We start from the raw sequence: 19,124 nt of genomic DNA, 5'->3' as shown, positions 1-19,124 counted from the left end.
GGGCGCTGGCATCACGTTTTGGCCCCGCCGCTGTTCAACGCTTCCCCTTTCGAGCAGGCGGTGGCGATCACCAGGCACCTAGGGCAAGATGGCGCACGGGGGAACTCTCGCCGCTAGCGGCGTTCCAATGCGTGCTCATACTTTTTGGAGGCTTTCCATGTCCAATACCCAACGCGAGTCGCAAAATGCGGCTTGGCAGGCAGCCCACCAGTGGCGAGCCCGTGCGGCCAATACCTCGTCCAACGGCTTGCTGGGCGCGTTAAAGCTCACGCTCGTCTGGCTCGCTTTCGGTGCGCTGATGGTAGTCGGTTTGGTGTTTGGCCTGTTCTTTCTTTTGGTGGGATGGGCGCTGATGCCGTTCATGCGCCATAAAATGAAAAAGCGGATGGAGCAGATGCGCGCGGACAACGCCCAGGATATCGGCGGCGGCCGCGGTTTTACCCAAGGCAGCCATCAGCGTGAAATGGACGCCATCGAAGGTAGCTTCGAGGTGAAAGAGAAGTCTTAAATCGGGGCGCGGATAAAGGCAAACGTCGCGCCCAGTACCAGCGGCATGACGACTAGGCTTCCGAGGTTTCCGATCAACACAAGCGAGGCGACCCGCTGCGGCTCGGCGTCGTACTGCTCGGCGACCAGATAGTTCAACACCGCCGGCGGGAGCGCGGCAAAGACCAAAAGCGTTGCTAGCTGCAGCGAATCGAGCGGCAGTATCGCCATTAGTGGAAGCGCGATCACAAGCCCTGAAAGCGGGCAGAGCAGCGCGCCCAAAAGCCCGGTGCGCCATTCGCCAAAGTCCACCTCCAGCAGACGCACGCCGAGCGCGAACAGCATCAGCGGAATACACACCTCGCCCAGCATGTGCATCGCTTCCAGCAGCCAGCCCGGAAGATCGATACCCGCCCCGTTGACCACAAGGCCCGCGATACTCGCCGCGACGATCGGCATGCGCAGCATCCGCGCGATAGAGGCGCGGGCGTCGACCATGTAAATGCCCACCGAGAAGTGCAGCAGCATTTCGACGATGAATACCACCACCGCCGCCGGCAGCGCCGCCTCGCCAAAGGCGAACACCAGAAGCGGTATCCCCATGTTGCCGGAGTTGTTGAACATCATCGACGGCAAAAACACCCGGCGGTCGAGCTTGAGACGCCCCGCCAGCGGCCACAAGAGCGCCCCAGAGCCGAGCACCACCAGCGCCGCCGCCCCGCCGAGCCAAGCATAGTCAGAAAGCGGCGCTTGGCGGTCCGCCAGCACGGCGAACACCAGAAGCGGCACGAACAGCTCCATGTTGAGCGTATTGAGCGTGGCGATGTTCGTCGTGCGTAGGCGGCCATAAAGCGCCCCCGCCGCGGCGATTAGAAACACCGGCAAAAGCGTTGCAAGGATATGTCCGGTCATCGACGCGCCCGCCGCCTCGAAGCCTTTTTAAAACGTTCTTTCATGGTATCAGCCCAGAAAACGCTGCCAGAGGCGGGAAACCGCGTCGCGGTGGTGCGCCAGCGCCTCGACATCGCCCAAGGGCTTGTCACCGGTCAGCGCCGCGCGGTGGGTGCGGCTGCGATAGGCCAGATACGCCTCACGAAGCGCCAGTGCCTCTTCCTCACCGAGGTAGCCGTGCTCCTCAAGCGTTTCCAGAATGCGCATGTTGTCCGGGTAGGTGGCGAGCGCCGGCGTCTTGTGGGAGAGCGCGAGCACGCCGTATTGGCAGAGAAACTCGATATCCACCATGCCGCCGGCGTCCTGCTTCAGATCGAACGTCGTCTCCTGCGCCTTGCCCGGCGGCGTGCCCAAGTGATCGCGCATTTTGCGACGCATGCCGATGACGTCGTTCTTCAAAGCTTCGATCTCGCGGGGTGTGGTCATGAGCTCGGCTCGAAGCTCAACGAACTTTTCAGCCAGCGCCTCGTTACCCGCCACCACACGGGCGCGCACCAGCGCCTGGTGCTCCCAAGTCCAGGCGTTCTGGCGCTGGTACTCGCCGAAGGCCTTGAGCGAGGTCACCAGCAGCCCGGCGTTGCCGGACGGGCGCAGGCGCATGTCCACCTCATAAAGGCTGCCGGCGGGCGTGGTGGCGGTGAGCAGATGGATGATGCGCTGCCCAAGGCGCGTATAGAACACCGGCGTATCGAGCGGCCGTGGCCCGTTGGTCGTGCCCTTGCCGTCGCTGTCGTGCAAAAACACCAGGTCCAGGTCCGATCCGTAGCCGAGTTCGATCCCGCCCAGCTTGCCGTAGCCGACGATCAGAAACGCCGGATCGAACTCGCTGGCGCCCTCGGGCACGCCGTGCTTACGCGCCACGTGCTTCCAGGCCATGGCCAGCACGGCGTCGAGTATGACCTCGGCGATGTAGGTCAGGTAGTCGCTCACCTTCATCAAATGGCGCGTGCCGGCGATGTCCGAGGCGGCCACGTGCAGGGTCTTGGCGTGCTTGAACACTCTGAGCGCCTCGAGCTGCGCCTCCTCGTCGTCCTCCGGCAGGCGGTTGAGCGTCTGACGCAACTCATCGCCCAGGGCGTCTTTATCCGCTGGCGTGTAGAGCGTTTGGGGCGTCAGGAGCTCGTCGAGCAAAATCGGGTAGCGGGCCAGGTGCTGGGCGATCCAGGGACTCGGCGCACACAGGCGCATCAGATGCTCGAGGGCGTGGGAGTTTTCGCGCAGAAGCGCCAGGTACGCGGTGCGACGCAACACCGACTCGATCAAGGGCTGCACCCGCTCAAGCGCCGTATCCGGGGTGTCGTGGTTGGATACCGCGTCGAGCAGCAGCGGCATCAGCGCGTCCAGGCGCTCGAAGCCGATGCGCTGCATGCTCTGCACCTGACGGGAGTGGTAGAAGCTTTTCAAGCGCTTCAACACCGCGGCCGGATCCCCAAAGCCTGCGGCTTCGAGCTGCGCCGTCGCCTCGTCCTCGGTCAGCTCATCGCGCCACAAAAGCCGCCACTGCTCCAGGCCAATGCTGCCCTCTTCCGGGTCGGCGGTTTCCTCCTCCGGGTCGGCGATCACCGCGTCGAAATGGCGGCGCACGCGCTCGCGGGCGGCATCGAGCGCCTTTAAAAGCTCGGACCAGTCCATGTGCAAAGCGTAGGCCACGCGCACGCGCTCGTCGTCGTCTTCCGGAAGCGTCTGGGTCTGACGATCGTCGAGCGCCTGGATGGCGTGCTCGACATCGCGCAAAAAGGCGTAGTCGGCCAAAAGCTCGTCGACGACCTCGTCCGGCAACAGCTCAAGCTTTGGCAGCTCGGCCAAAGCGCGCCGGAGCGAGGCGACCTGAAGCTCGGTGTCGCGGCCGCCGCGAATCAGCTGAAACGCCTGCACGACGAACTCGACCTCGCGAATGCCGCCGGGGCCGAGCTTGATGTTGCTCTCCATGCCCTTGCGCTTCACCTCGCGGTTGATCATCGACTTGAGCTCTCGAAGCGACTCGATCGCGCCGAAGTCGAGATAGCGCCGGTAAACGAAGGGGCGCAGGCTCATCAAAAGCGCCTGGCCGCCTTCGATGTCGCCGCCGACCGGGCGCGCCTTGAGCATGGCGTAGCGCTCCCACTCGCGCCCCTGGTCCTGGTAGTAGCTCGAGAGCATCGAAAAGCTGCCCACCAGCGGGCCACCGTCGCCGAGTGGGCGCAGGCGCATGTCGACGCGAAAGGCGAAACCGTCGGCGGTCACCGCATCGAGGGCGGCGATCAGGCGCTGGCCGAGCTTGGTGAAGTACTCCTGATGAGCCAGCGGCTTGCGCCCGCCGCTGGTCTCACCCTTCTCGGCGAAGGCGAAGATCAAGTCGATATCGGAGGAGAGGTTGAGCTCGCCGGCGCCGAGCTTGCCCATGCCCAGCACCACCAACCGCTGGGGGCGGCCGTCGCGACACGGCGCCGGGGTACCCCAGCGCGGCGCGTAAAAGGTTTCAAGCCAGCCCAGGGTGGCATCGATCGCCACTTCGGCAAGCCAGGAGAGCGCCTGGGCGGTGTCCCACATGGTGGTGCCATCGCCCCGGTTGAGATCGCGCCAAATGATGCCCAGCATCCGCGCGCGGCGAAAGCGGCGCACGACCCGGTGCATGGCCTCCTCATCCTCGGCGGCGGCCAGCGCCTCCGTCAGCCAAGCCTGCTGGCGCGCCTTGTCCGGCGTGGCGTCGAGCTCGCCGCTGTCTGACAGCGTTTCGAGCCAGCCCGGGTAGCGACTAAGCGTTTGCGCGGCGAAGTGCGACACCGTCAGCACCCGATAGAGCTCGGCCAGCCGCGTGCTTGAAAGCGACGCGAAGAAGGATGAGGGCAGCGGCTTATCGGTCATCGAGGCGACGTTGTCCGCCTTATCGAGCGCCTCACCAAGCTCATTGAGTGCCTGCTCGGCAATCGGCGTGACCGCCTCGGGCGCCTTCGCGAGTACCGCTGCGTTCCACTGCATAGCCACCTCCTGGCTGGCACCGACCCCGTCGGTGCCGTCTAAAAATGTAGTCGCCTACCCGGCCAGCTTCACCCACCCCAGCACGCCCCAGGTCAGCCCCGCCATGATCAGCGAGAGCATCACCGCCGCCGAGCCGATATCCTTCGCCCGGCCGGAGAGTTCGTGATGCTCGGTGCCGATACGATCCACCACGTTCTCCACGGCGCTGTTCAACAGCTCGACGATCAGCACCATGAACAGGCTGCCCACCAGCATCAGCCACGCCATCGCGGTGTCTGCCAGCCACCAGGCTAGCGGCAGCATGATGGTGCAGGTGACCAGCTCCTGACGAAAGGCGGCTTCGTTTTTAAAGGCCGCCTTGAGCCCTTTCCACGAGTAGCGCGTGGAGTGAATCAGGTGGGTTATTCCGGTATGCCTTGGCTTCATCGCGCCATGTCGCTCTCATCAATGTGGATTAGTTGGCCGTGATCATGGCGTCCAGGTCGAGCGAAAGCGGGTCGAGCACCTCCGACCAGCTTAAGTAAGGCGTGGTGCCGGTGCCATTCACCAATACGCTAAATACCCCCCAGCGCCCCTGGGCCGTACGAAAGTAGCCCGCCGCGGCGCGAACCGCAAACGGCTCGTTGAGCGTACCGGTTTTCAGCATCACGTTGTTTTGAAAGCCCGGCGGGCCGCGGCGGATGAAGCGCATCACGCCGTTGGCCGGCGACTGAAACGCCGCCACGAAGCTTGGAAACAGCGCGCTTTCGTTGAACATCGACTCGAGCATCGCAGTGACGCCGTGAGCCGAGGTGCGATTGCCGGTGGTCAGGCCGCTGCCACTTTCAAGGGTCACCGGGCCGTGACCGGGAATCGAGTGGGCAAAGGCCTCCAGCGCCTGGCCGGCCTGGTAGAGCTGGGCCTGGGGCGTCTCGACCAGATCGAGCGCCAGCACGTCGGCCATATAGTTGTTGGAGTAGTTCATGGTGCGCAGCAAAAGCTCCTGAAGCGGCTTGCTGTCCACCGCCGCCAGCCGGCTCGCCCCGCTCGGCCGCGCCGAGGTGACCCGCCAGGGGTCGCGCACGCTGATACCCGCCTGGCCGAGCATGCTCAAAAGCGTCTGGGCGGTCTGCTCCGCCGGGTCGCCGACGCCGCGGTAGACGTCCCGGGCCGCGGCGTTGGTCGAAATCTGGCCGGTCACGCGCATCACGTCGCCGCGCTCGTCGGTAATGCGTACGGCACTTAGCTCGGTGCCGCTGTTGGCGGGCACGGTGCGTACCTGGTTGTCGATCGTGATTAGCGGCTGGGGGCTATCGCACAGCGAGGCGCGCGCCGGTGCATTGGCGCCAGGTGCCGGCGACACGTTCACACACCAGGCGCCGAAGTTGATGCCGGCGGAGGTGAGCGGCGCGCTGTAGGCGTTGGTGACGCGACTATGGGCGTTGCAGCGGTCGGTGGTGGCGCACTCGACCGGACCAAAGCGCCACTGGCTGACCACCAGCGCCCCGTCGACCTGCTCGACCCCGGCAAGCTTGAGCCGCTGCACCAGCCGCCACAGATCCTCGGTGGTCAGCCCCGGGTCGCCGCCGCCTTCGAACACCAGATCGCCGCGCAGCACGCCGGCCTCGACCGGAGCGCTGCTGACCAGCGATGTGGTAAAGCGGTGCTGAGGTCCGAAGCGGCTCAAAAGCGCCGCGCTCATGTAGGCCTTGGTGACCGAGGCCGGCGACAGCTGGCGCTCCGGGTTGATGCGCCCCAGCACCTGATTGGCATCCGGGCCCAAAAGCCGCGCCTCGGCGCTGATCGAAAAGCCCTTGCTTTCGAGCTGGCCAAGCCGGGTGAAATCCGCCCACAGCGGCTGGCTCATCAGCAGCGCGGCCAGCGCCACCCCGGCCAGCCGCGCCGGCCGAACAAACGTTGATAAACGACTCACTCTCACCGTCCTTAATGCATGTTCAAAATGAATGTTCAAAAATGGATATTCAAAGCTATATGTTCAAAACCACATGTTCGAATTAAAAAATATCCGCCGCGTCAGCCTTTGCCCGCTCTCATGACGAGTGAAGCGGGTCTTCACCCGGGGGCTGCCCGCGAAGCTCGCAGGTCAGGCGCCAAAGCGGCTGGCCGCTTTGGGCGTACTTCGCCTCGAAAGGCGTCAGGTAATCGGGCCCCGGCGTGAGCGACTCGACCGCTGCCTTTTGATGGGTGGCAAGCGACACCGCCTGGGCGAACTCCTCGATGTAGATCTGCCAGTTCGAGCGCACCTCGAGCCGCCCGCCGAGTGCCAGCACGGTGGGGAACACCGGGTGGCCGTGCCAGCGCATCTTCAGGTGCGCAGCCTTGGGGTACGGGTTGGGGTACAGCAGATAGTGGCGCTCGGGCGCCCACCCCGCCGCCAGCGCCAGCCGCCAAAAATCGATGAGATCGGCGCGAACCAGTAGCGCGTTGTCCGGCAGCGCGCCGTGTTCGCGGCCCAGCCGGCTTTCGCTTCGATCTACCCCGATCACCACATGCTCCGGGAACCGCTCGGCCAGCCGCCTTGTCGAAAGGCCCACGCCGCAGCCGGCATCGAGAATCAGCGGCGCGTCCGTATTTGCACGCCAGGCCTCGGCGCGCTCGAAGGCCTGACGGCTGTGTTCGGCCACGGGCTTTTTGAGCGGATGCGCGAGCGCGCGCTGAACGCGCCGGACCAAATCCTGGTGCGGCCCAAACTGGTTGGAGGTAACGACTCGAGACGCGTGCTGCATGCCATCCTCTGATGGAAAAACCACGATTCTACCAGTCTCCGACGCGCGCGGCATGACGCCATTGCACCCCTGGTGCTATGATCGTGCCCATGAATATCAGGACACTCGGCCAAGGCCTTTCAAGCGCCCCGCCGAGGCGTACGTTACCCAACTATCGCACCACGAGGAATCCGGCTTGTCACACTTACCGGTAATTGTCGGCATGGGCGGCATCAATCCTGCTGGCAGAACCTCGGGCCATCAGGCCTTTCGCCGCACCGTGCTTGATGCGCTACCTACTGATCAAAAGCGCCACACGCTTGAGAGTCTGGCGGCGCTGATGCGTCTGGCGATCCACACCGAGCAGGGTTGGCAAAATGACCAGGGCGAGCCGATCGAGGCGCCCGCCGAGGCATTTTCCAAGCGCGTCTTGAACCACACGCTGATCCGGCGCAACGAAGACCCGCACTTTCTCGCCCCCGGCATGCCCGCCAGCCGCCAGGCAGAGATGACCCTTGAGGCCCCGCTGCACTTCACGCTGCGCCGGCGCCAGCTGCCACAGCAACTGCCGGCCAACTGGGAAGTGAGTGACACCGAGGACGCCCGCCACGTAAAGGTCAGCGTGCCTGCCGGGGCGCTCAACGCGCTGCTGCCGGATGCCCAGACGCCCAAGGTCGTGGCTGCCGCGCAGCTGCCCACCGGCTTTGACCCGGCAAGCCTTTATCGCAGCGTGCACCATCCGCGCGGGCTGTCGATGGCCATTTTCGCCGCCAGCGACTGCCTGGGCGCCAGCGGCCTCGAGTGGGAGCGCCTGCGCGAGCGCTTGGACCCGGACAAGATCGCCGTTTATGCCGGCAACTCCATCGGCCAGCTCGACGAAGCCGGCTGGGGCGGGCTGATGAAGAGCCTGGTGAGCGGCAACCGCGCCACCTCCAAGCAGATGCCGCTGGGCTACGCACAGATGCCAGCGGACTTTCTCAACGCCTACGTGCTGGGAAGCGTCGGCAGCACCGGAGCGGCGCTGGGCGCCTGCGCAAGCTTTCTCTACAACCTGCGCCTGGGGCTTCGGGACATTCGCGAAGGCCGCGCCCGTGTAGTGATGGTCGGCACCGCGGATGCGCCGATCACCCCGGAGATCATCGAAGGGTTTCGCGCCATGGGGGCGCTGGCCGATGATGCGAGCCTGAAAGCGCTCGACGCCCTCGAGCTTCTGACCGACGCGGACTACCAGCGCGCCTGCCGGCCCTTCGCGCAAAACTGTGGCTTCACCATGGCCGAGGCGAGCCAGTTCGTGATGCTGATGGACGATGCGCTGGCGCTCGAAACCGGCGCGGATATCCTCGGCGCGGTGCCGGACGTGTTCGTCAACGCCGACGGCTTCAAACGCTCGATCTCCGCCCCCGGCATCGGCAACTACATTACTCTGGGCAAGGCGGCGGCGCTGGTGCGCGACATGCTCGGCGAAACGGCGCTGCAAAAGCGCACGTTCATCCACGCCCACGGCACCAGCACGCCGAAAAACCGCACCACCGAGTCCCACGTGCTGCACGAAATCGCCCGCGCCAACGGTATCGATGCCTGGCCGGTGGTGGCGATCAAGGCGTTCATCGGCCACTCCCAGGGCTCGGCGGCGGGCGATCAGTTGACCAGCGCCTTGGGCAGCTTTCAGCACGGCCTGCTACCCGGCATTCCCACGCTGGACGCGGTGGCAAGCGACGTCCACGCCGAACGGCTGCGCTTTTTCCAAACGCCGCTCGCCTTTGAAGCGGATGCCAGCTTCATCAACGCCAAGGGCTTTGGCGGCAACAACGCCACCGGCGTGGTGCTCTCGCCAAGCGTCACCGAGCGGCTGCTCGAAAAGCGCCACGGCGGCCAGGCCATGAAGGAGTGGCGAGCGCGTCGCGAAGACGTCCGCGCCCGCTCAAAGGCGTACCTGACCCAGGCCGACCGCGGCCACTACGCGCCGCGCTATCAGTTCGGTGAAGCCGTGCTCGAAGGCCCGGAGCTTGGCATCGACGCTGAACGCATCCACATTCCAGGCTACGCGCAGCCGGTGTCGCTAACGGTGGACAACCCGTTCGGCCGGCTCGACGACGAGGAGGGCTCATCATGAGCGCCGAGCAACCCCGGCTAGCGGTCTACCCCGGCACGTTCGACCCGATCACCAACGGCCATTTCGATCTGATCGCGCGCGCCGCACGCCTGTTCGACCGCGTGGTAGTCGCCGTGGCCGAAAGCCCAGGAAAAAAGCCGACGCTGTCGCTTGCGCAGCGCATTGCGCTGGTGGAGTCGACCTGTCATGCGCTTCCCAACGTGTCGGCGGTGGGGTTCTCGTCGCTTTTGACCACCCTGATGACGGATCTCGATGCGCGCATCCTGCTACGCGGGATTCGCGCCGCCTCTGACTTTGAGTACGAGCTGCAGCTTGCTAACATGAACCGCGCGCAGCACCCCGACCTCGAGAGCGTGTTTTTGACGCCGGCGGTCGAGAACTCCTATATTTCGTCGACCATCGTTCGCGAAATCGCACGCCTTGGCGGCGACGTGTCGGCGCTGGTGCCGCCCAAAGTCGTAAAGGCGCTGGCCGAGCGCTTCAGCACCCCTTGAGCCCCACGCCGCGGCGGGCGAACCCGTCATTCACGAGGTAATAGCCATGTCCCTGATGATTACCGACGAATGCATCAACTGCGACGTCTGCGAGCCGGAATGCCCCAACGATGCGATCTCGCCGGGTGAAGAGATCTACGTGATCGACCCGGGGCTTTGCACCGAGTGTGTCGGCCACTTCGACGAGCCCCAGTGCCAGCAGGTCTGCCCGGTGGACTGCATTCCGCTCGACCCGAACCGCCCGGAAACCAAAGAGCAGCTGTTGAAAAAGTATCACCTCATCACTGCCGCCTGACCCGCCCGTGCGTATCTGGGCGCTCGCTTGGCCCATCATTCTCTCCAACGTCACCGTCCCGCTTTTGGGGCTGGTGGACACCGCCGTGGTCGGCCACCTGCCGGATTCGCGCTATCTCGCCGCGGTGACCCTGGGCGCTACGCTGTTCGGCTTTCTCTACTGGGGGTTTGGCTTTCTGCGCATGGGCACTACCGGCCTGGTCGCCCAGGCCGTGGGGCGCCAAGCGCCCAGCGACGTTAAAAACCTGTTGGGGCAGTCGCTTTTGCTGGCACTTCTCATCGGCACGGCGCTGATGCTTTTGAGCTCGCCGCTGATCGATTTGGGGCTGTGGCTGCTCGATGGAAGCCAGGAGGCTCAGCGGCTTGCCCGGGAGTACGCCGAGATTCGGCTCTGGTCGGCGCCGGCGGTGCTGGCCAACTACACGATTCTGGGCTGGTTTCTGGGCCAGCAAAACGCCCGCGTCACGCTCTACCTGCTGCTTTTGACCAACGCCGTCAATATCGCCCTCGATCTTGCCTTCGTGGTGGGCCTTGGCATGACCAGCAACGGCGTGGCGCTGGCCAGCGTCATCGCCGACTACAGCGCGCTGGCATTCGGCGCCTGGCTGGTGGCTCGCCAGCTGCGGCTTTTGGACGGCGCCTTCGAGCGCACAAGGCTCTGGCGGCTTCGCGCCTACCGGGCGCTTTTTAGCGTCAACGCGCATCTGTTCGTGCGCACGCTGGGGCTTTTGTTCGCCACCGCGTTTTTCACCGCCCAGGGCGCACGCCAGGGCGATACGGTGCTGGCGGCCAACGCCGTGCTTTTGCAGTTCATCATGCTCACGAGCTACGCGCTGGACGGCTTCGCCCACGCCGCCGAGTCGCTGACCGGCCGTGCGTTTGGGCGGCGCGACTGGGCGGGCTTTGCCGCCACGGTCAAGGCCGCCGCGCGCTTTTCGTTCTACACGGCGCTGGCCACCGCGCTCGGCTTTGCGCTGTTCGGTAACGCCCTGATCGCGCTGTTGACCGGCCTTTTAGAGGTGCGCGCCACCGCCGCCGAGTACCTGCCCTGGATGGTCGCCATGCCGCTGATCGCGGTGTGGAGCTATCTGCTCGACGGCGTATTCATCGGCACCACCGCGGTGCGTGAGATGCGCAACAGCATCTTCGCCGGGCTCGGCGTCTACCTGCCCGCCTGGTGGCTCTTCCAAGGCCTTGGCAATCACGGGCTGTGGCTCGCCTTTACCCTTTTTATGCTCACCCGCTCCGCGGTGCTCGCCGGCTACTACGTGCGCTATCGGCGAAGCCGCTGGTGCGCCGCCCCGGCAACGTATTGATCGCGGGCGACGGCCCATTAGCGATTACCCCATCGGCGGGGATGAAAAAACCACCCCGGGCTCGTATATTGAGCGGGCATACCCAATAACGAATAAAGCGAGCCTCCTATGCTAAGGTTTATTGCCAGGCCTGCGGTCAAGCTGGTCGAGCGCTATCTTCCCGACCCCTATATTTTCGTTCTGCTGCTGACGCTGATCGCCTCCGTGGCAGCCATCGCGGTGGAGCGCCAGACTCCGCTGGCGGTGCTGCGCATGTGGGGCGACGGTTTCTGGGGGCTTTTGACCTTCTCCATGCAGATGCTGCTGGTACTGGTCACCGGCTTCATGCTTGCAAGCTCGCCGCCGGTAAAACGCCTGCTGGCCAAACTGGCGGGCACCGCTAAAAGCGCCGGCGGAGCCATCATTCTCGTCACCCTGGTGTCGCTGGCCGCGAGCTGGATCAACTGGGGCTTTGGCCTGGTCGTCGGGGCGCTGTTCGCCAAGGAGCTGGCGCGGCTGGTGCGGGTCGATTACCGCCTGCTGGTGGCGAGCGCCTACTCGGGCTTCGTGGTGTGGCACGGGGGCCTAGCGGGCTCGATTCCGCTCACCATCGCGACCGAAGGCCACTTCTCCGCCGACCAGATTGGCGTCATCGGCACCGGCTCGACGATCTTTGCGTTTTTCAATCTCGCCATCGTCGTCTGCCTGTTCGTGGCCATCCCGCTGATCAACCGGTTGATGCTACCGCCGGAGGAGGAGAGCGTTTACGTCGACCGCGCGCTTCTCGACGACGAGCCGGAGACAGTCGAGCGTGCCACCCGCCCGGCGGAGAAGCTCGAAAACAGCATGGGGCTGGCGCTACTGGTGGGCGTGCCGGGGCTTCTGTTCTTGCTCGACCACTTTTTCCTGCGCGGCGGCGGGCTCAACCTGAACGTGGTCAACTTTCTGTTTCTATTCGCCGCGATCGTGCTGCACCGCACGCCGCGCAACCTGTTGAACAGCCTGAACGAGGCGATCAAGGGCGGCGCGGGCATCGTGATCCAGTTCCCCTTCTACGCCGGCATCATGGCGATCATGGTGCAGTCGGGGCTGGCCGAAAGCATGTCGCAGTGGCTGGTCTCGTTTGCCAGCGCCACGTCGCTGCCGTTCTGGTCGTTCATTAGCGCTGGCATCGTCAATATCTTCGTGCCTTCCGGGGGCGGTCAGTGGGCGGTGCAGGCGCCGGTCATGCTGCCCGCCGCCGAAGCGCTGGGCGCGGACGTGGCGCGTATCGCCATGGCGGTCGCCTGGGGCGATGCCTGGACGAACCTGTTGCAGCCGTTCTGGGCGCTGCCGGTGCTCGCCATCGCCGGGCTCAAGGCCAAGGACATTATGGGCTTTTGCCTAGTTCAGCTATTTTTAACCGGCGCGATCATTTCCGTAGGGCTTGTGTACTTTTAAGCGCCGGCGGTTTCACTTCACGGGTGCCCCGCGCGAGGCGGGCGCCCTTTCAGGCTTTCAAGAGCAGCTTATGACGGACACTTCAAGCGCTGATAGCGCCCTGCCGGGCCAGCGCGAACTCTCCATGACGGTATTGATGACGCCGGACATGGCCAACTTCAGCGGCAAGGTGCACGGCGGCGCGATTCTCAAAAAGCTCGATGAAGTAGCCTACGCCTGCGCCAGCCGCTACTCCGGCCACTATGTGGTCACCCTTTCCGTGGACCAGGTACTTTTCAAGCAGCCGATCATGGTCGGCGAGCTGGTCACGTTTTTGGCAAGCGTGAACCACGTGGGCCGCTCCTCGATGGAGATTGGCATCAAGGTGGTGGCCGAAGACATCCGTGAAAAACTGATTCGCCACACCAACAGCTGTTATCTCACCATGGTCGCGGTCGACCCACAGGGCCAGCCCGCTCAGGTGGCACCGCTGGCGCTGAATACGCCGCTTCAGAAGCTGCGCTTCGAGAAGGCGGCGCTGCGCAAGAAGCTTCGAAAGCAGGCCGAGCAGGAAGAGAAGCGCGCCCAGCAGCACCTCAAGGACGACTAGCCCGCCGTCGCCTCGCCCCCACCGAAAGGAGTCACCATGCTGGCCAGAGAGCGCCACCACAAACTACCCCGCGCCGTGGAATATGCGCACATCGGCTGGGACTTTTTCATTCTGGCCGCGGTGATCGCAAACCTGGCACTCCTGCTGTTCGATTCGCTGTTTCTGCTCGGCTGGTTCGAGCAGCTCGTTCAGAGCGCCTCGCCGAGCTTTCACGGCTTTTACGACGCCGAGATTCACAGCCGCTTTTTCGCCATCGACCTGGTGTTCGTCACGATTTTCGTCATCGACGTGCTGCTGGGGTGGGCGGCAGCGATCATCGAACGACGCTATCACCGCTGGTTCTTCTATCCGTTCATCCACTGGTACGACGTACTGGGCTGCATTCCGCTAGCGGGCTTTCGGTGGCTGCGCGCGCTCAGAGTGCTCTCGCTGGTCAACCGACTGCACCGGCTGGGGCTGATCGACGTGCGCAACTGGTCGAGCTTTAAGTTCGTCATGAAGTACTACGATATCCTGCTCGAGGAGCTCTCTGACCGCATCGCGCTGCGCCTGATGGGCAACGTGCAGCAGCAGATTCTGGCCGCCGACTCGCTCACCGAGCGCCTCGTCGACCGGGTGATCATGCCGCGCAAGAGCGAGCTCATCAAGGAGATCTCCCAGCGGCTGGAGTCCACCGTGGGCAAGGCGTACCAGCGAAATCGCGAGTCGATCATGACCTCCATCGATGGCTTGATTACGCGCACGCTCAACGATAGCCCGGAGATCCAGCGGCTCAACCGCCTGCCCATGGGCGAAACCGCCTCCAGCGCCATGCAGGCCTCCCTCAGCGGCGTCGCCCAGCGGCTAGTGGACGAGCTGGCGCTCGGCATCCACTCCCCGGATTTTCGTCGTTTCATCGAGCGCACCGCGGACAGCGGTTTCGAAAGCTGGCTGACCGTGGATGAAACCAGCGCCCACGTCACCGAGCAGGTGCTTTACGATCTTATCGAAATGCTCAAAGAGCAGGTGCGCCATCAGCACTGGAAGGACCGCTATGAGTAGGCCATCCCATGGTCAGTGAATGGCTACTGCTGCTAGGGCCGGTGGCGCTTTTCATGATGTCGATGACGCTGACGCCGGGGCCGAACAACCTGATGCTGACCGCCTCCGGGGCGAACTTCGGCGTGCGCCGCACGCTGCCCCACATGGGCGGCATCGTCGGCGGCTGCTTTTGTCTTTATCTGGCCATTGCGCTGGGTTTGGGCACGCTATTCGAGCGCTTTCCGGCGCTTCAGTGGAGCCTGCGCTGGGCGGGCAGCGCTTACCTGCTCTACCTGGCCTATAAAATCGCCACGGCGCCGCCGCCGACCTTGAGCGATACTCGCGCCAGGGGCAAGCCGCTGACCTTTGGCCAGGCGGCGCTTTTTCAGCTCGCCAACCCCAAGGCCTGGGTGCTGGGGCTTGCGCTGATCGCCGGTTTTTTGCCGGACAGCGGCCCGACGCTGCTCAACGCGGTGCTGCTGGTGGGAATGGCCGAACTCACCGCCCTGCCGTGTTTGCTGGTATGGGCGGTGTTTGGCGTGGCGATCGGGCGCTTCATCAAGACTGCCGCGGCCTGGCGGGCGTTCAACGTGACGATGGGGCTGTTGACCGCCGCCTGCGTGGTGCTGATTTTGCGCTAGCCGCAGCGCAGCGCGGTGACGCGCCCCTCTTCGTCGAGCTCGATATTGAGCCGGTCTTCGCGGTAATCCATGGTCGCGACGCTGTTCGGCGGCAACACGCGCACGTCGCGCGCGCCGCTTTGAGTCATGAGCTCGCGCGAGCGCTCCTCGGTCAGCGGCTCGCCCACGGCTTCGAGCGAAGCGATGTTGCAGGCGCCCTGCCGGCTCGATTCCGGCGCGGTGTCGGCAACACGAGGCGGCGGCGGCGCGCTGACGTCCGGGCTGCTCGGCGCCTCGGCGACGCCGGTCTGAGTCGCGCAGGCGCTCAGGAGTGCACCGAGAGTCAGCGCGCCGGTGGCCATCAGAGCGGTTTTGAAGAAACGATGTTTTTGAGAACGATGTTTTTGAGAACAATGCGGATTGAAGCGATAAAAGGTAGGCATGCCACGACTCCTTGTGAATGCGCGATGAAAGAGCCGTTAACCGGTTCAAGCAACGCTTGACGGCGGCCCCAAACGAAAGAAGCAGGCGAGAGAGTCTCCCGCCTGCTTCCTGTAGCGCCCGACCGAACTTACTCGGCGGCGTCCTGCACGGCCTGGCCGCCCGCTTGCACGTCCTTGCCTGCGCCGGAAATGGTGTTGCAACCGGCCAACGCGGAAGCGCTGATCAGCAGAATGAAGCTTACGGCGAGTAGTTTTTTCATCATGTTCTCCTTAACATTCACGGGGTCGGAAAGCCTTCGCTTGTCTCTGTCACGCAGGCGTATAGTCAGCGTAACAGCGTTTTAACGATTCTGCCCGTTTAACGCTGCCACACGCATCGATTTTTATGGCAGCACCCCTGAACTGTCAACGTTTTATCCCGGAGCCCCCACCCATGAGCACTTTCGAGCTGGATAGCCGCCTGGCCGCCGACACCCTGTCGCTTGCCGACCTGCCGCTTTGCCGCGCACTGTTGATGAACGACGCGCGCTACCCCTGGGTGATTCTGGTGCCGCGCCGCCAGGGCGTGGGCGAGATATTCGAGCTTTCAAGCGACGACCAAACGCAGCTTCACCGCGAGACCACCGCGCTTGGACAGGCGCTTCACCTGGCCTTTCAAGGCGACAAGCTCAACGTCGCCGCACTTGGCAACGTCGTCAGCCAGCTTCATGTGCATCTGGTGGTGCGCTTCGAGCAAGACGACGCCTGGCCGGCGCCGGTGTGGGGCAAGGGCGAGGCAGAGCCCTACAGCCCGACGCTTCAACGCGAGCGCCGCGAGCTGATTTTGGCCCATATGGACAAGCTCGACGTTTAGGGCGAGTTTACGACGAAGGACCGAACGGTGCGCTGCTCGAGCGCGCCGGCGGCTCGCCAAATAGCGGCGAACTCGCCGGCTGGTTGAAGCCCGCGACCGACAGCGACACGCCCAGCGCCACGATCACCGCCCCGCCTGCCAGCGCCGCCCAGGCGGCGATTTTTTCTATCGCGCGGCTTTGCGACTGACGCGCCAGCCGCCGGGTCGCCCAGCCGCGAGCGAAAACGCTGGCCAGCGCCAGCGCCGATACCGTGATGCCGGTACCGACAGACATGGCGACCACCGCGGTGACGCCGACCCCAAACTGGCCTAAAAGCCCTGCCGCGCCGAGCAGCAGCACCGCCCCGGAACAGGGGCGCAGGCCGATTGCGCCGACGGTCATCAGCGCGGTGCGCCAGTCAAGCGCCTGATCCGGCTCGACGTGGTGGGCGCCGCCGCAGCAGTGCGCGCCATGCTCATGATGCTCGCCGTGATGGTGGTAATGCTGATGGAAGTGGCCGTGGCTGGGCGCCGAGAGCAGCCCTGCGCCTTTCGAAACCGGCGTCAAAATTGGCGTTAAAAACATCGGGGCCTCAGAGCGATAGGCTTGGCGCAGCTTGCGCGCCGCGCGAGCGCAGAGCCAAGCGCCCAAAAGCGCCACCAGCAAAAAGCTGCCCTGCTCGACCCACACCACCTGCCCCATCGCCTGGCGGGTCAGAAAGCCCAGCCCGAACACCAGCACGCCGACCATAACGATGGCGGTCACCCCTTGAAGCAGCGACGCGGCAAAGGAGAGCCCAAGCGCCCGGCGGGTCGCGCCGCCATGGGAGGCGAGATAGGTCGCCAGCACCGCCTTGCCGTGGCCCGGGCCCGCGGCGTGAAACACGCCGTAGCCAAAGCTCACCCCCAAAAGCGTTAGCCACGCCGAATTCGACGGCGTGCGCGCAAGCTCAGTGATGGAGAGTGTCAGCGCCCGGTGAAGCTCGCGCTGCCAGGCAAGGATCCGAAAACTGGCGCCCTGAAACCAAAGCGTGACTGCCCAAGCCCCAAGCCCGGCCAGGGCGAGCACCAGCGCCACCTTGAGCCCGGATTTCAAGCGTGCGTTTAAGGGCGACACGTTGGAAGCTCGAGGCTTATTGGCGAAGGCATTTCGGGCAGTGGTAGGCATGATCAGGATTCAGTGCAGTCGATATGGCCGGTTTCAGCGAAGTAGCGGCCGAGCTCCGGCTCGCCCTGCTCGCCCTTGTCCAGAAGCGCGGCCTGCAGCACGAGCTCCGGGTCCGGGTCGGCCGGGGTGATACTCAGCGTGCAGGACGTCCCGTCGCCAACAAGCGCCAGCGCGCTTTCGGCAGGAGCGCCATCCTGCTCCTCGTGGACCACTTCGATGTAGTAGGTCGGGTCATAGATCTGGTATTCAAGCCGCCCATCGTCCAGGGCCACGGGCTCAGCCAGCGGCAGCGAGAACATGTACACCAGGCGGTTATTGCTTTGATAAGTGGTGTACTCGCTCACCTCGCCCAGCGCCAAGGGCTCGCCGTCTAGCCATACGCTGGTAAAGTAGTGCTGCGCCGAGAGGTTGGCGCGAATGTCCTGACCGAGCTGGTCGAGCCCCTCCTCGAAGGTGGCGTCCGCCACGTTTCGCAGCTCGTCGAACACGATCAGGCTGTAAAACGGATCCATCCGCCAGATCTGGTCGAGCGACGTAACGCGACCCTGCGCGTCGGTCACGACGTTCACACTGAGATCGATCCAACCGTGAGGGTGGGCTTGCGCGCCGCTGGCCAACAACAGTGAGCCGGCCGCAAGCAAGGCGCGTGTTAGCGCTGAACGGTTCAAGGCGCTTCTCCCAGCCGCTGCTGCAGCTCGACGAGCCAAGGGTCGAGCAGATACGGCGCCAGCGGCGTAGCGCCGCGCAGCGCCGAGACGCTCACCTGGCTCGATGCAGCCTGGCTCGCTGCGGTCTGATTCGAAGTGCCCTTCAAGGCTGCGCTTTGGGGCGCACCAAACGGCTCGACGCGCAGCAGCAGGCGATACTCCGGCCAACGGGCAAGCGAGGCCTCGGCGCGGCCAAGCGCCAGGTCCGCGTGGCGAATCACGTAGCCCTGGGCCACCATCAAATCCACCGCCTCGCGAAAGGTGCGCTCTGGCGTGGCGTTGAAGCGAAGCTCGCGCGGCTCCGCCGGCTGAGGAGTGGCGCAGCCGGCGAGCAACGCAGTGGCGAGCGCCAGCGCCGCCGCTTTAATGCTGGATGAACGCCTCATAAGCGACTCCCGGTGTCGAAGGCGGGTAGCGCCGATTGAAAGCGCCGGCAGAAATCGTCGTCGCTGGCACTGCGCGACTCGCGCAGATCGCGCAGGTGATCGAAGCGGCGGATATCGCGGGACAGGCGCACGTGATCGTTTTGCACCAGCACGCTCACCCGTTCGCTCTCCATCGGGCGCTGGCCGATGCCCCCGCCAAAGCCGAGCCCTATCGATGAGCGATGGCCAAGGCCTAGGCCACCAAAGAAGCGTACGCCGGGGCCGTAGTAGTCGTCATAAGGGTCATAGTAGCCAATCAGCTCGTGCTCCTTGCTCGCAGTGATCAGGCCAAGCGTGGTATCGGTATTGTCGAGCTCGAACTCCCAGTTTTCGAGTACCGCTACGCTCTGGCGCAGAACCTCCTCACCGGCTACGCCGTTCGTGGGAAAGTAGCACGAAGGCGCGGGGGCGGGCTCGGCGCGGGGCAGCCGGTCCGGCGTCGTTTGACAGCCCGTCAGCGCCAGCAGCAAGACCAGCATCATCGGTCGTGACTTCATCGGTGCTCCCTCGGCGTTCGCGCCGGTTTTTGTCCTGGGCGATCAATGTTCCTGGGCGAGCCATGCCTGGTATGCGGCGGAGCGCCG

The 19,124-nt window shown here is 64.6% G+C and carries 21 protein-coding genes; 10 read left to right on the top strand and 11 right to left on the bottom strand.

Annotated features, from left to right (window positions below; genetic code table 11):
• Positions 1–157: 157 nt before the first annotated feature.
• The gene (locus ACGLWX_RS06235; protein WP_396238264.1) at positions 158–508 is read left to right on the top strand and encodes a hypothetical protein; all 351 of its coding nucleotides are present in this window, start codon (positions 158–160) and stop codon (positions 506–508) included.
• Here ACGLWX_RS06235 and ACGLWX_RS06230 read toward each other — a convergent pair.
• The 5 genes from ACGLWX_RS06230 to ACGLWX_RS06210 form a co-directional block, all read right to left on the bottom strand.
• Entirely contained in the window at positions 505–1,398 is an 894-nt protein-coding gene (locus tag ACGLWX_RS06230) for an AEC family transporter (protein ID WP_396238262.1), read from the bottom strand. The two genes, ACGLWX_RS06235 and ACGLWX_RS06230, sit on opposite strands and share 4 nt — an antisense overlap.
• Positions 1,399–1,446: 48 nt before the next feature.
• On the bottom strand, positions 1,447–4,395 hold the full coding sequence (gene glnE / locus ACGLWX_RS06225) for a bifunctional [glutamate--ammonia ligase]-adenylyl-L-tyrosine phosphorylase/[glutamate--ammonia-ligase] adenylyltransferase (protein ID WP_396238260.1): 2,949 nt from the start codon (positions 4,393–4,395) through the stop codon (positions 1,447–1,449).
• Between the two features lie 54 nt (positions 4,396–4,449).
• Positions 4,450–4,821, bottom strand: coding sequence for a diacylglycerol kinase (locus ACGLWX_RS06220; protein WP_396238258.1), 372 nt, complete (start codon positions 4,819–4,821; stop codon positions 4,450–4,452).
• Positions 4,822–4,849: 28 nt separating this feature from the next.
• A complete protein-coding gene (dacB, locus tag ACGLWX_RS06215; RefSeq protein WP_396239420.1) occupies positions 4,850–6,241 on the bottom strand; it encodes a D-alanyl-D-alanine carboxypeptidase/D-alanyl-D-alanine-endopeptidase in 1,392 nt (463 codons plus the stop codon).
• A 184-nt stretch (positions 6,242–6,425) separates the two neighbouring features.
• Positions 6,426–7,121 carry a tRNA (guanine(46)-N(7))-methyltransferase TrmB gene (locus ACGLWX_RS06210; protein ID WP_396238256.1) on the bottom strand — a complete coding sequence of 232 codons (696 nt, stop codon included), beginning with the start codon at positions 7,119–7,121 and terminating at the stop codon, positions 6,426–6,428.
• A gap of 202 nt (positions 7,122–7,323) precedes the next feature.
• Here ACGLWX_RS06210 and ACGLWX_RS06205 point away from each other — a divergent pair, with 202 nt between their 5' ends.
• The 8 genes from ACGLWX_RS06205 (at position 7,324) to ACGLWX_RS06170 (ending at position 14,986) form a co-directional block, all read left to right on the top strand.
• On the top strand, positions 7,324–9,213 hold the full coding sequence (locus ACGLWX_RS06205; protein WP_396239418.1) for a beta-ketoacyl synthase: 1,890 nt from the start codon (positions 7,324–7,326) through the stop codon (positions 9,211–9,213).
• Entirely contained in the window at positions 9,210–9,707 is a 498-nt protein-coding gene (gene coaD, locus ACGLWX_RS06200; RefSeq protein WP_396238254.1) for a pantetheine-phosphate adenylyltransferase, read from the top strand. The genes ACGLWX_RS06205 and coaD overlap by 4 nt, the downstream gene beginning before the upstream one ends.
• Positions 9,708–9,753: 46 nt before the next feature.
• The gene (locus ACGLWX_RS06195) at positions 9,754–10,002 is read left to right on the top strand and encodes a YfhL family 4Fe-4S dicluster ferredoxin (RefSeq protein WP_252106211.1); all 249 of its coding nucleotides are present in this window, start codon (positions 9,754–9,756) and stop codon (positions 10,000–10,002) included.
• 7 nt (positions 10,003–10,009) lie between these two features.
• Positions 10,010–11,317, top strand: a complete 1,308-nt coding sequence (locus tag ACGLWX_RS06190; protein ID WP_396238252.1) for an MATE family efflux transporter — start codon at positions 10,010–10,012, stop codon at positions 11,315–11,317.
• A gap of 108 nt (positions 11,318–11,425) precedes the next feature.
• Positions 11,426–12,736: a short-chain fatty acid transporter gene (locus tag ACGLWX_RS06185; RefSeq protein ID WP_252106209.1), complete on the top strand. Its 1,311-nt coding sequence runs from the start codon at positions 11,426–11,428 to the stop codon at positions 12,734–12,736.
• A gap of 70 nt (positions 12,737–12,806) precedes the next feature.
• Positions 12,807–13,325 carry an acyl-CoA thioesterase gene (locus ACGLWX_RS06180; RefSeq protein ID WP_396238250.1) on the top strand — a complete coding sequence of 173 codons (519 nt, stop codon included), beginning with the start codon at positions 12,807–12,809 and terminating at the stop codon, positions 13,323–13,325.
• 36 nt (positions 13,326–13,361) lie between these two features.
• Complete coding sequence (locus tag ACGLWX_RS06175; RefSeq protein WP_396238248.1) at positions 13,362–14,366, top strand: ion transporter; 1,005 nt, start codon at positions 13,362–13,364, stop codon at positions 14,364–14,366.
• An 8-nt stretch (positions 14,367–14,374) separates the two neighbouring features.
• Positions 14,375–14,986, top strand: coding sequence for a LysE family translocator (locus ACGLWX_RS06170; RefSeq protein WP_396238246.1), 612 nt, complete (start codon positions 14,375–14,377; stop codon positions 14,984–14,986).
• On the opposite strand, the gene ACGLWX_RS06165 is transcribed toward ACGLWX_RS06170, so the two are convergent.
• The gene (locus tag ACGLWX_RS06165) at positions 14,983–15,408 is read right to left on the bottom strand and encodes an I78 family peptidase inhibitor (RefSeq protein ID WP_396238244.1); all 426 of its coding nucleotides are present in this window, start codon (positions 15,406–15,408) and stop codon (positions 14,983–14,985) included. The genes ACGLWX_RS06170 and ACGLWX_RS06165 overlap by 4 nt on opposite strands.
• Positions 15,409–15,536: 128 nt before the next feature.
• Positions 15,537–15,668 carry an entericidin A/B family lipoprotein gene (locus ACGLWX_RS06160; RefSeq protein WP_396238242.1) on the bottom strand — a complete coding sequence of 44 codons (132 nt, stop codon included), beginning with the start codon at positions 15,666–15,668 and terminating at the stop codon, positions 15,537–15,539.
• A 173-nt stretch (positions 15,669–15,841) separates the two neighbouring features.
• On the opposite strand from ACGLWX_RS06160, the gene ACGLWX_RS06155 reads away from it, so the two are divergent.
• A complete protein-coding gene (locus ACGLWX_RS06155; protein WP_396238240.1) occupies positions 15,842–16,261 on the top strand; it encodes an HIT domain-containing protein in 420 nt (139 codons plus the stop codon).
• A 7-nt stretch (positions 16,262–16,268) separates the two neighbouring features.
• Here the strand turns inward: ACGLWX_RS06155 and ACGLWX_RS06150 are convergent, their stop codons facing one another.
• The 4 genes from ACGLWX_RS06150 to ACGLWX_RS06135 are packed head-to-tail and all read right to left on the bottom strand — an operon-like array spanning position 16,269 to position 19,037.
• Positions 16,269–17,357, bottom strand: a complete 1,089-nt coding sequence (locus ACGLWX_RS06150; protein WP_396238238.1) for a nickel/cobalt transporter — start codon at positions 17,355–17,357, stop codon at positions 16,269–16,271.
• 53 nt (positions 17,358–17,410) lie between these two features.
• The gene (locus tag ACGLWX_RS06145; RefSeq protein ID WP_396238236.1) at positions 17,411–18,076 is read right to left on the bottom strand and encodes a DUF1007 family protein; all 666 of its coding nucleotides are present in this window, start codon (positions 18,074–18,076) and stop codon (positions 17,411–17,413) included.
• Positions 18,073–18,501: a hypothetical protein gene (locus tag ACGLWX_RS06140; RefSeq protein WP_396238234.1), complete on the bottom strand. Its 429-nt coding sequence runs from the start codon at positions 18,499–18,501 to the stop codon at positions 18,073–18,075. Before ACGLWX_RS06140 ends, ACGLWX_RS06145 begins: the two co-directional genes overlap by 4 nt.
• The gene (locus ACGLWX_RS06135; protein ID WP_396238232.1) at positions 18,498–19,037 is read right to left on the bottom strand and encodes a hypothetical protein; all 540 of its coding nucleotides are present in this window, start codon (positions 19,035–19,037) and stop codon (positions 18,498–18,500) included. Before ACGLWX_RS06135 ends, ACGLWX_RS06140 begins: the two co-directional genes overlap by 4 nt.
• Positions 19,038–19,124: the final 87 nt, after the last annotated feature.

The sequence above is a fragment of the Halomonas sp. HMF6819 genome (assembly GCF_044335525.1).
Classification (GTDB): Bacteria; Pseudomonadota; Gammaproteobacteria; order Pseudomonadales; family Halomonadaceae; genus Vreelandella.
This window is presented reverse-complemented; position numbering and strand designations above follow the sequence as displayed.

Bases quoted from the DNA above. Each gene is read 5' to 3' on its own strand.
- ACGLWX_RS06235 (WP_396238264.1), top strand. From the start codon at position 158: ATGTCCAATACCCAACGCGAGTCGCAAAATGCGGCTTGGCAGGCAGCC.
- glnE (WP_396238260.1), bottom strand. From the start codon at position 4,395: ATGCAGTGGAACGCAGCGGTACTCGCGAAGGCGCCCGAGGCGGTCACG.
- ACGLWX_RS06205 (WP_396239418.1), top strand. From the start codon at position 7,324: ATGGGCGGCATCAATCCTGCTGGCAGAACCTCGGGCCATCAGGCCTTT.
- ACGLWX_RS06210 (WP_396238256.1), bottom strand. From the start codon at position 7,121: ATGCAGCACGCGTCTCGAGTCGTTACCTCCAACCAGTTTGGGCCGCAC.
- ACGLWX_RS06230 (WP_396238262.1), bottom strand. From the start codon at position 1,398: ATGACCGGACATATCCTTGCAACGCTTTTGCCGGTGTTTCTAATCGCC.
- ACGLWX_RS06140 (WP_396238234.1), bottom strand. From the start codon at position 18,501: ATGAGGCGTTCATCCAGCATTAAAGCGGCGGCGCTGGCGCTCGCCACT.
- ACGLWX_RS06175 (WP_396238248.1), top strand. From the start codon at position 13,362: ATGCTGGCCAGAGAGCGCCACCACAAACTACCCCGCGCCGTGGAATAT.
- ACGLWX_RS06155 (WP_396238240.1), top strand. From the start codon at position 15,842: ATGAGCACTTTCGAGCTGGATAGCCGCCTGGCCGCCGACACCCTGTCG.
- ACGLWX_RS06165 (WP_396238244.1), bottom strand. From the start codon at position 15,408: ATGCCTACCTTTTATCGCTTCAATCCGCATTGTTCTCAAAAACATCGT.
- ACGLWX_RS06135 (WP_396238232.1), bottom strand. From the start codon at position 19,037: ATGAAGTCACGACCGATGATGCTGGTCTTGCTGCTGGCGCTGACGGGC.
- ACGLWX_RS06180 (WP_396238250.1), top strand. From the start codon at position 12,807: ATGACGGACACTTCAAGCGCTGATAGCGCCCTGCCGGGCCAGCGCGAA.
- ACGLWX_RS06160 (WP_396238242.1), bottom strand. From the start codon at position 15,668: ATGAAAAAACTACTCGCCGTAAGCTTCATTCTGCTGATCAGCGCTTCC.
- coaD (WP_396238254.1), top strand. From the start codon at position 9,210: ATGAGCGCCGAGCAACCCCGGCTAGCGGTCTACCCCGGCACGTTCGAC.
- ACGLWX_RS06170 (WP_396238246.1), top strand. From the start codon at position 14,375: ATGGTCAGTGAATGGCTACTGCTGCTAGGGCCGGTGGCGCTTTTCATG.
- dacB (WP_396239420.1), bottom strand. From the start codon at position 6,241: ATGAGCCAGCCGCTGTGGGCGGATTTCACCCGGCTTGGCCAGCTCGAA.
- ACGLWX_RS06185 (WP_252106209.1), top strand. From the start codon at position 11,426: ATGCTAAGGTTTATTGCCAGGCCTGCGGTCAAGCTGGTCGAGCGCTAT.
- ACGLWX_RS06195 (WP_252106211.1), top strand. From the start codon at position 9,754: ATGTCCCTGATGATTACCGACGAATGCATCAACTGCGACGTCTGCGAG.
- ACGLWX_RS06220 (WP_396238258.1), bottom strand. From the start codon at position 4,821: ATGAAGCCAAGGCATACCGGAATAACCCACCTGATTCACTCCACGCGC.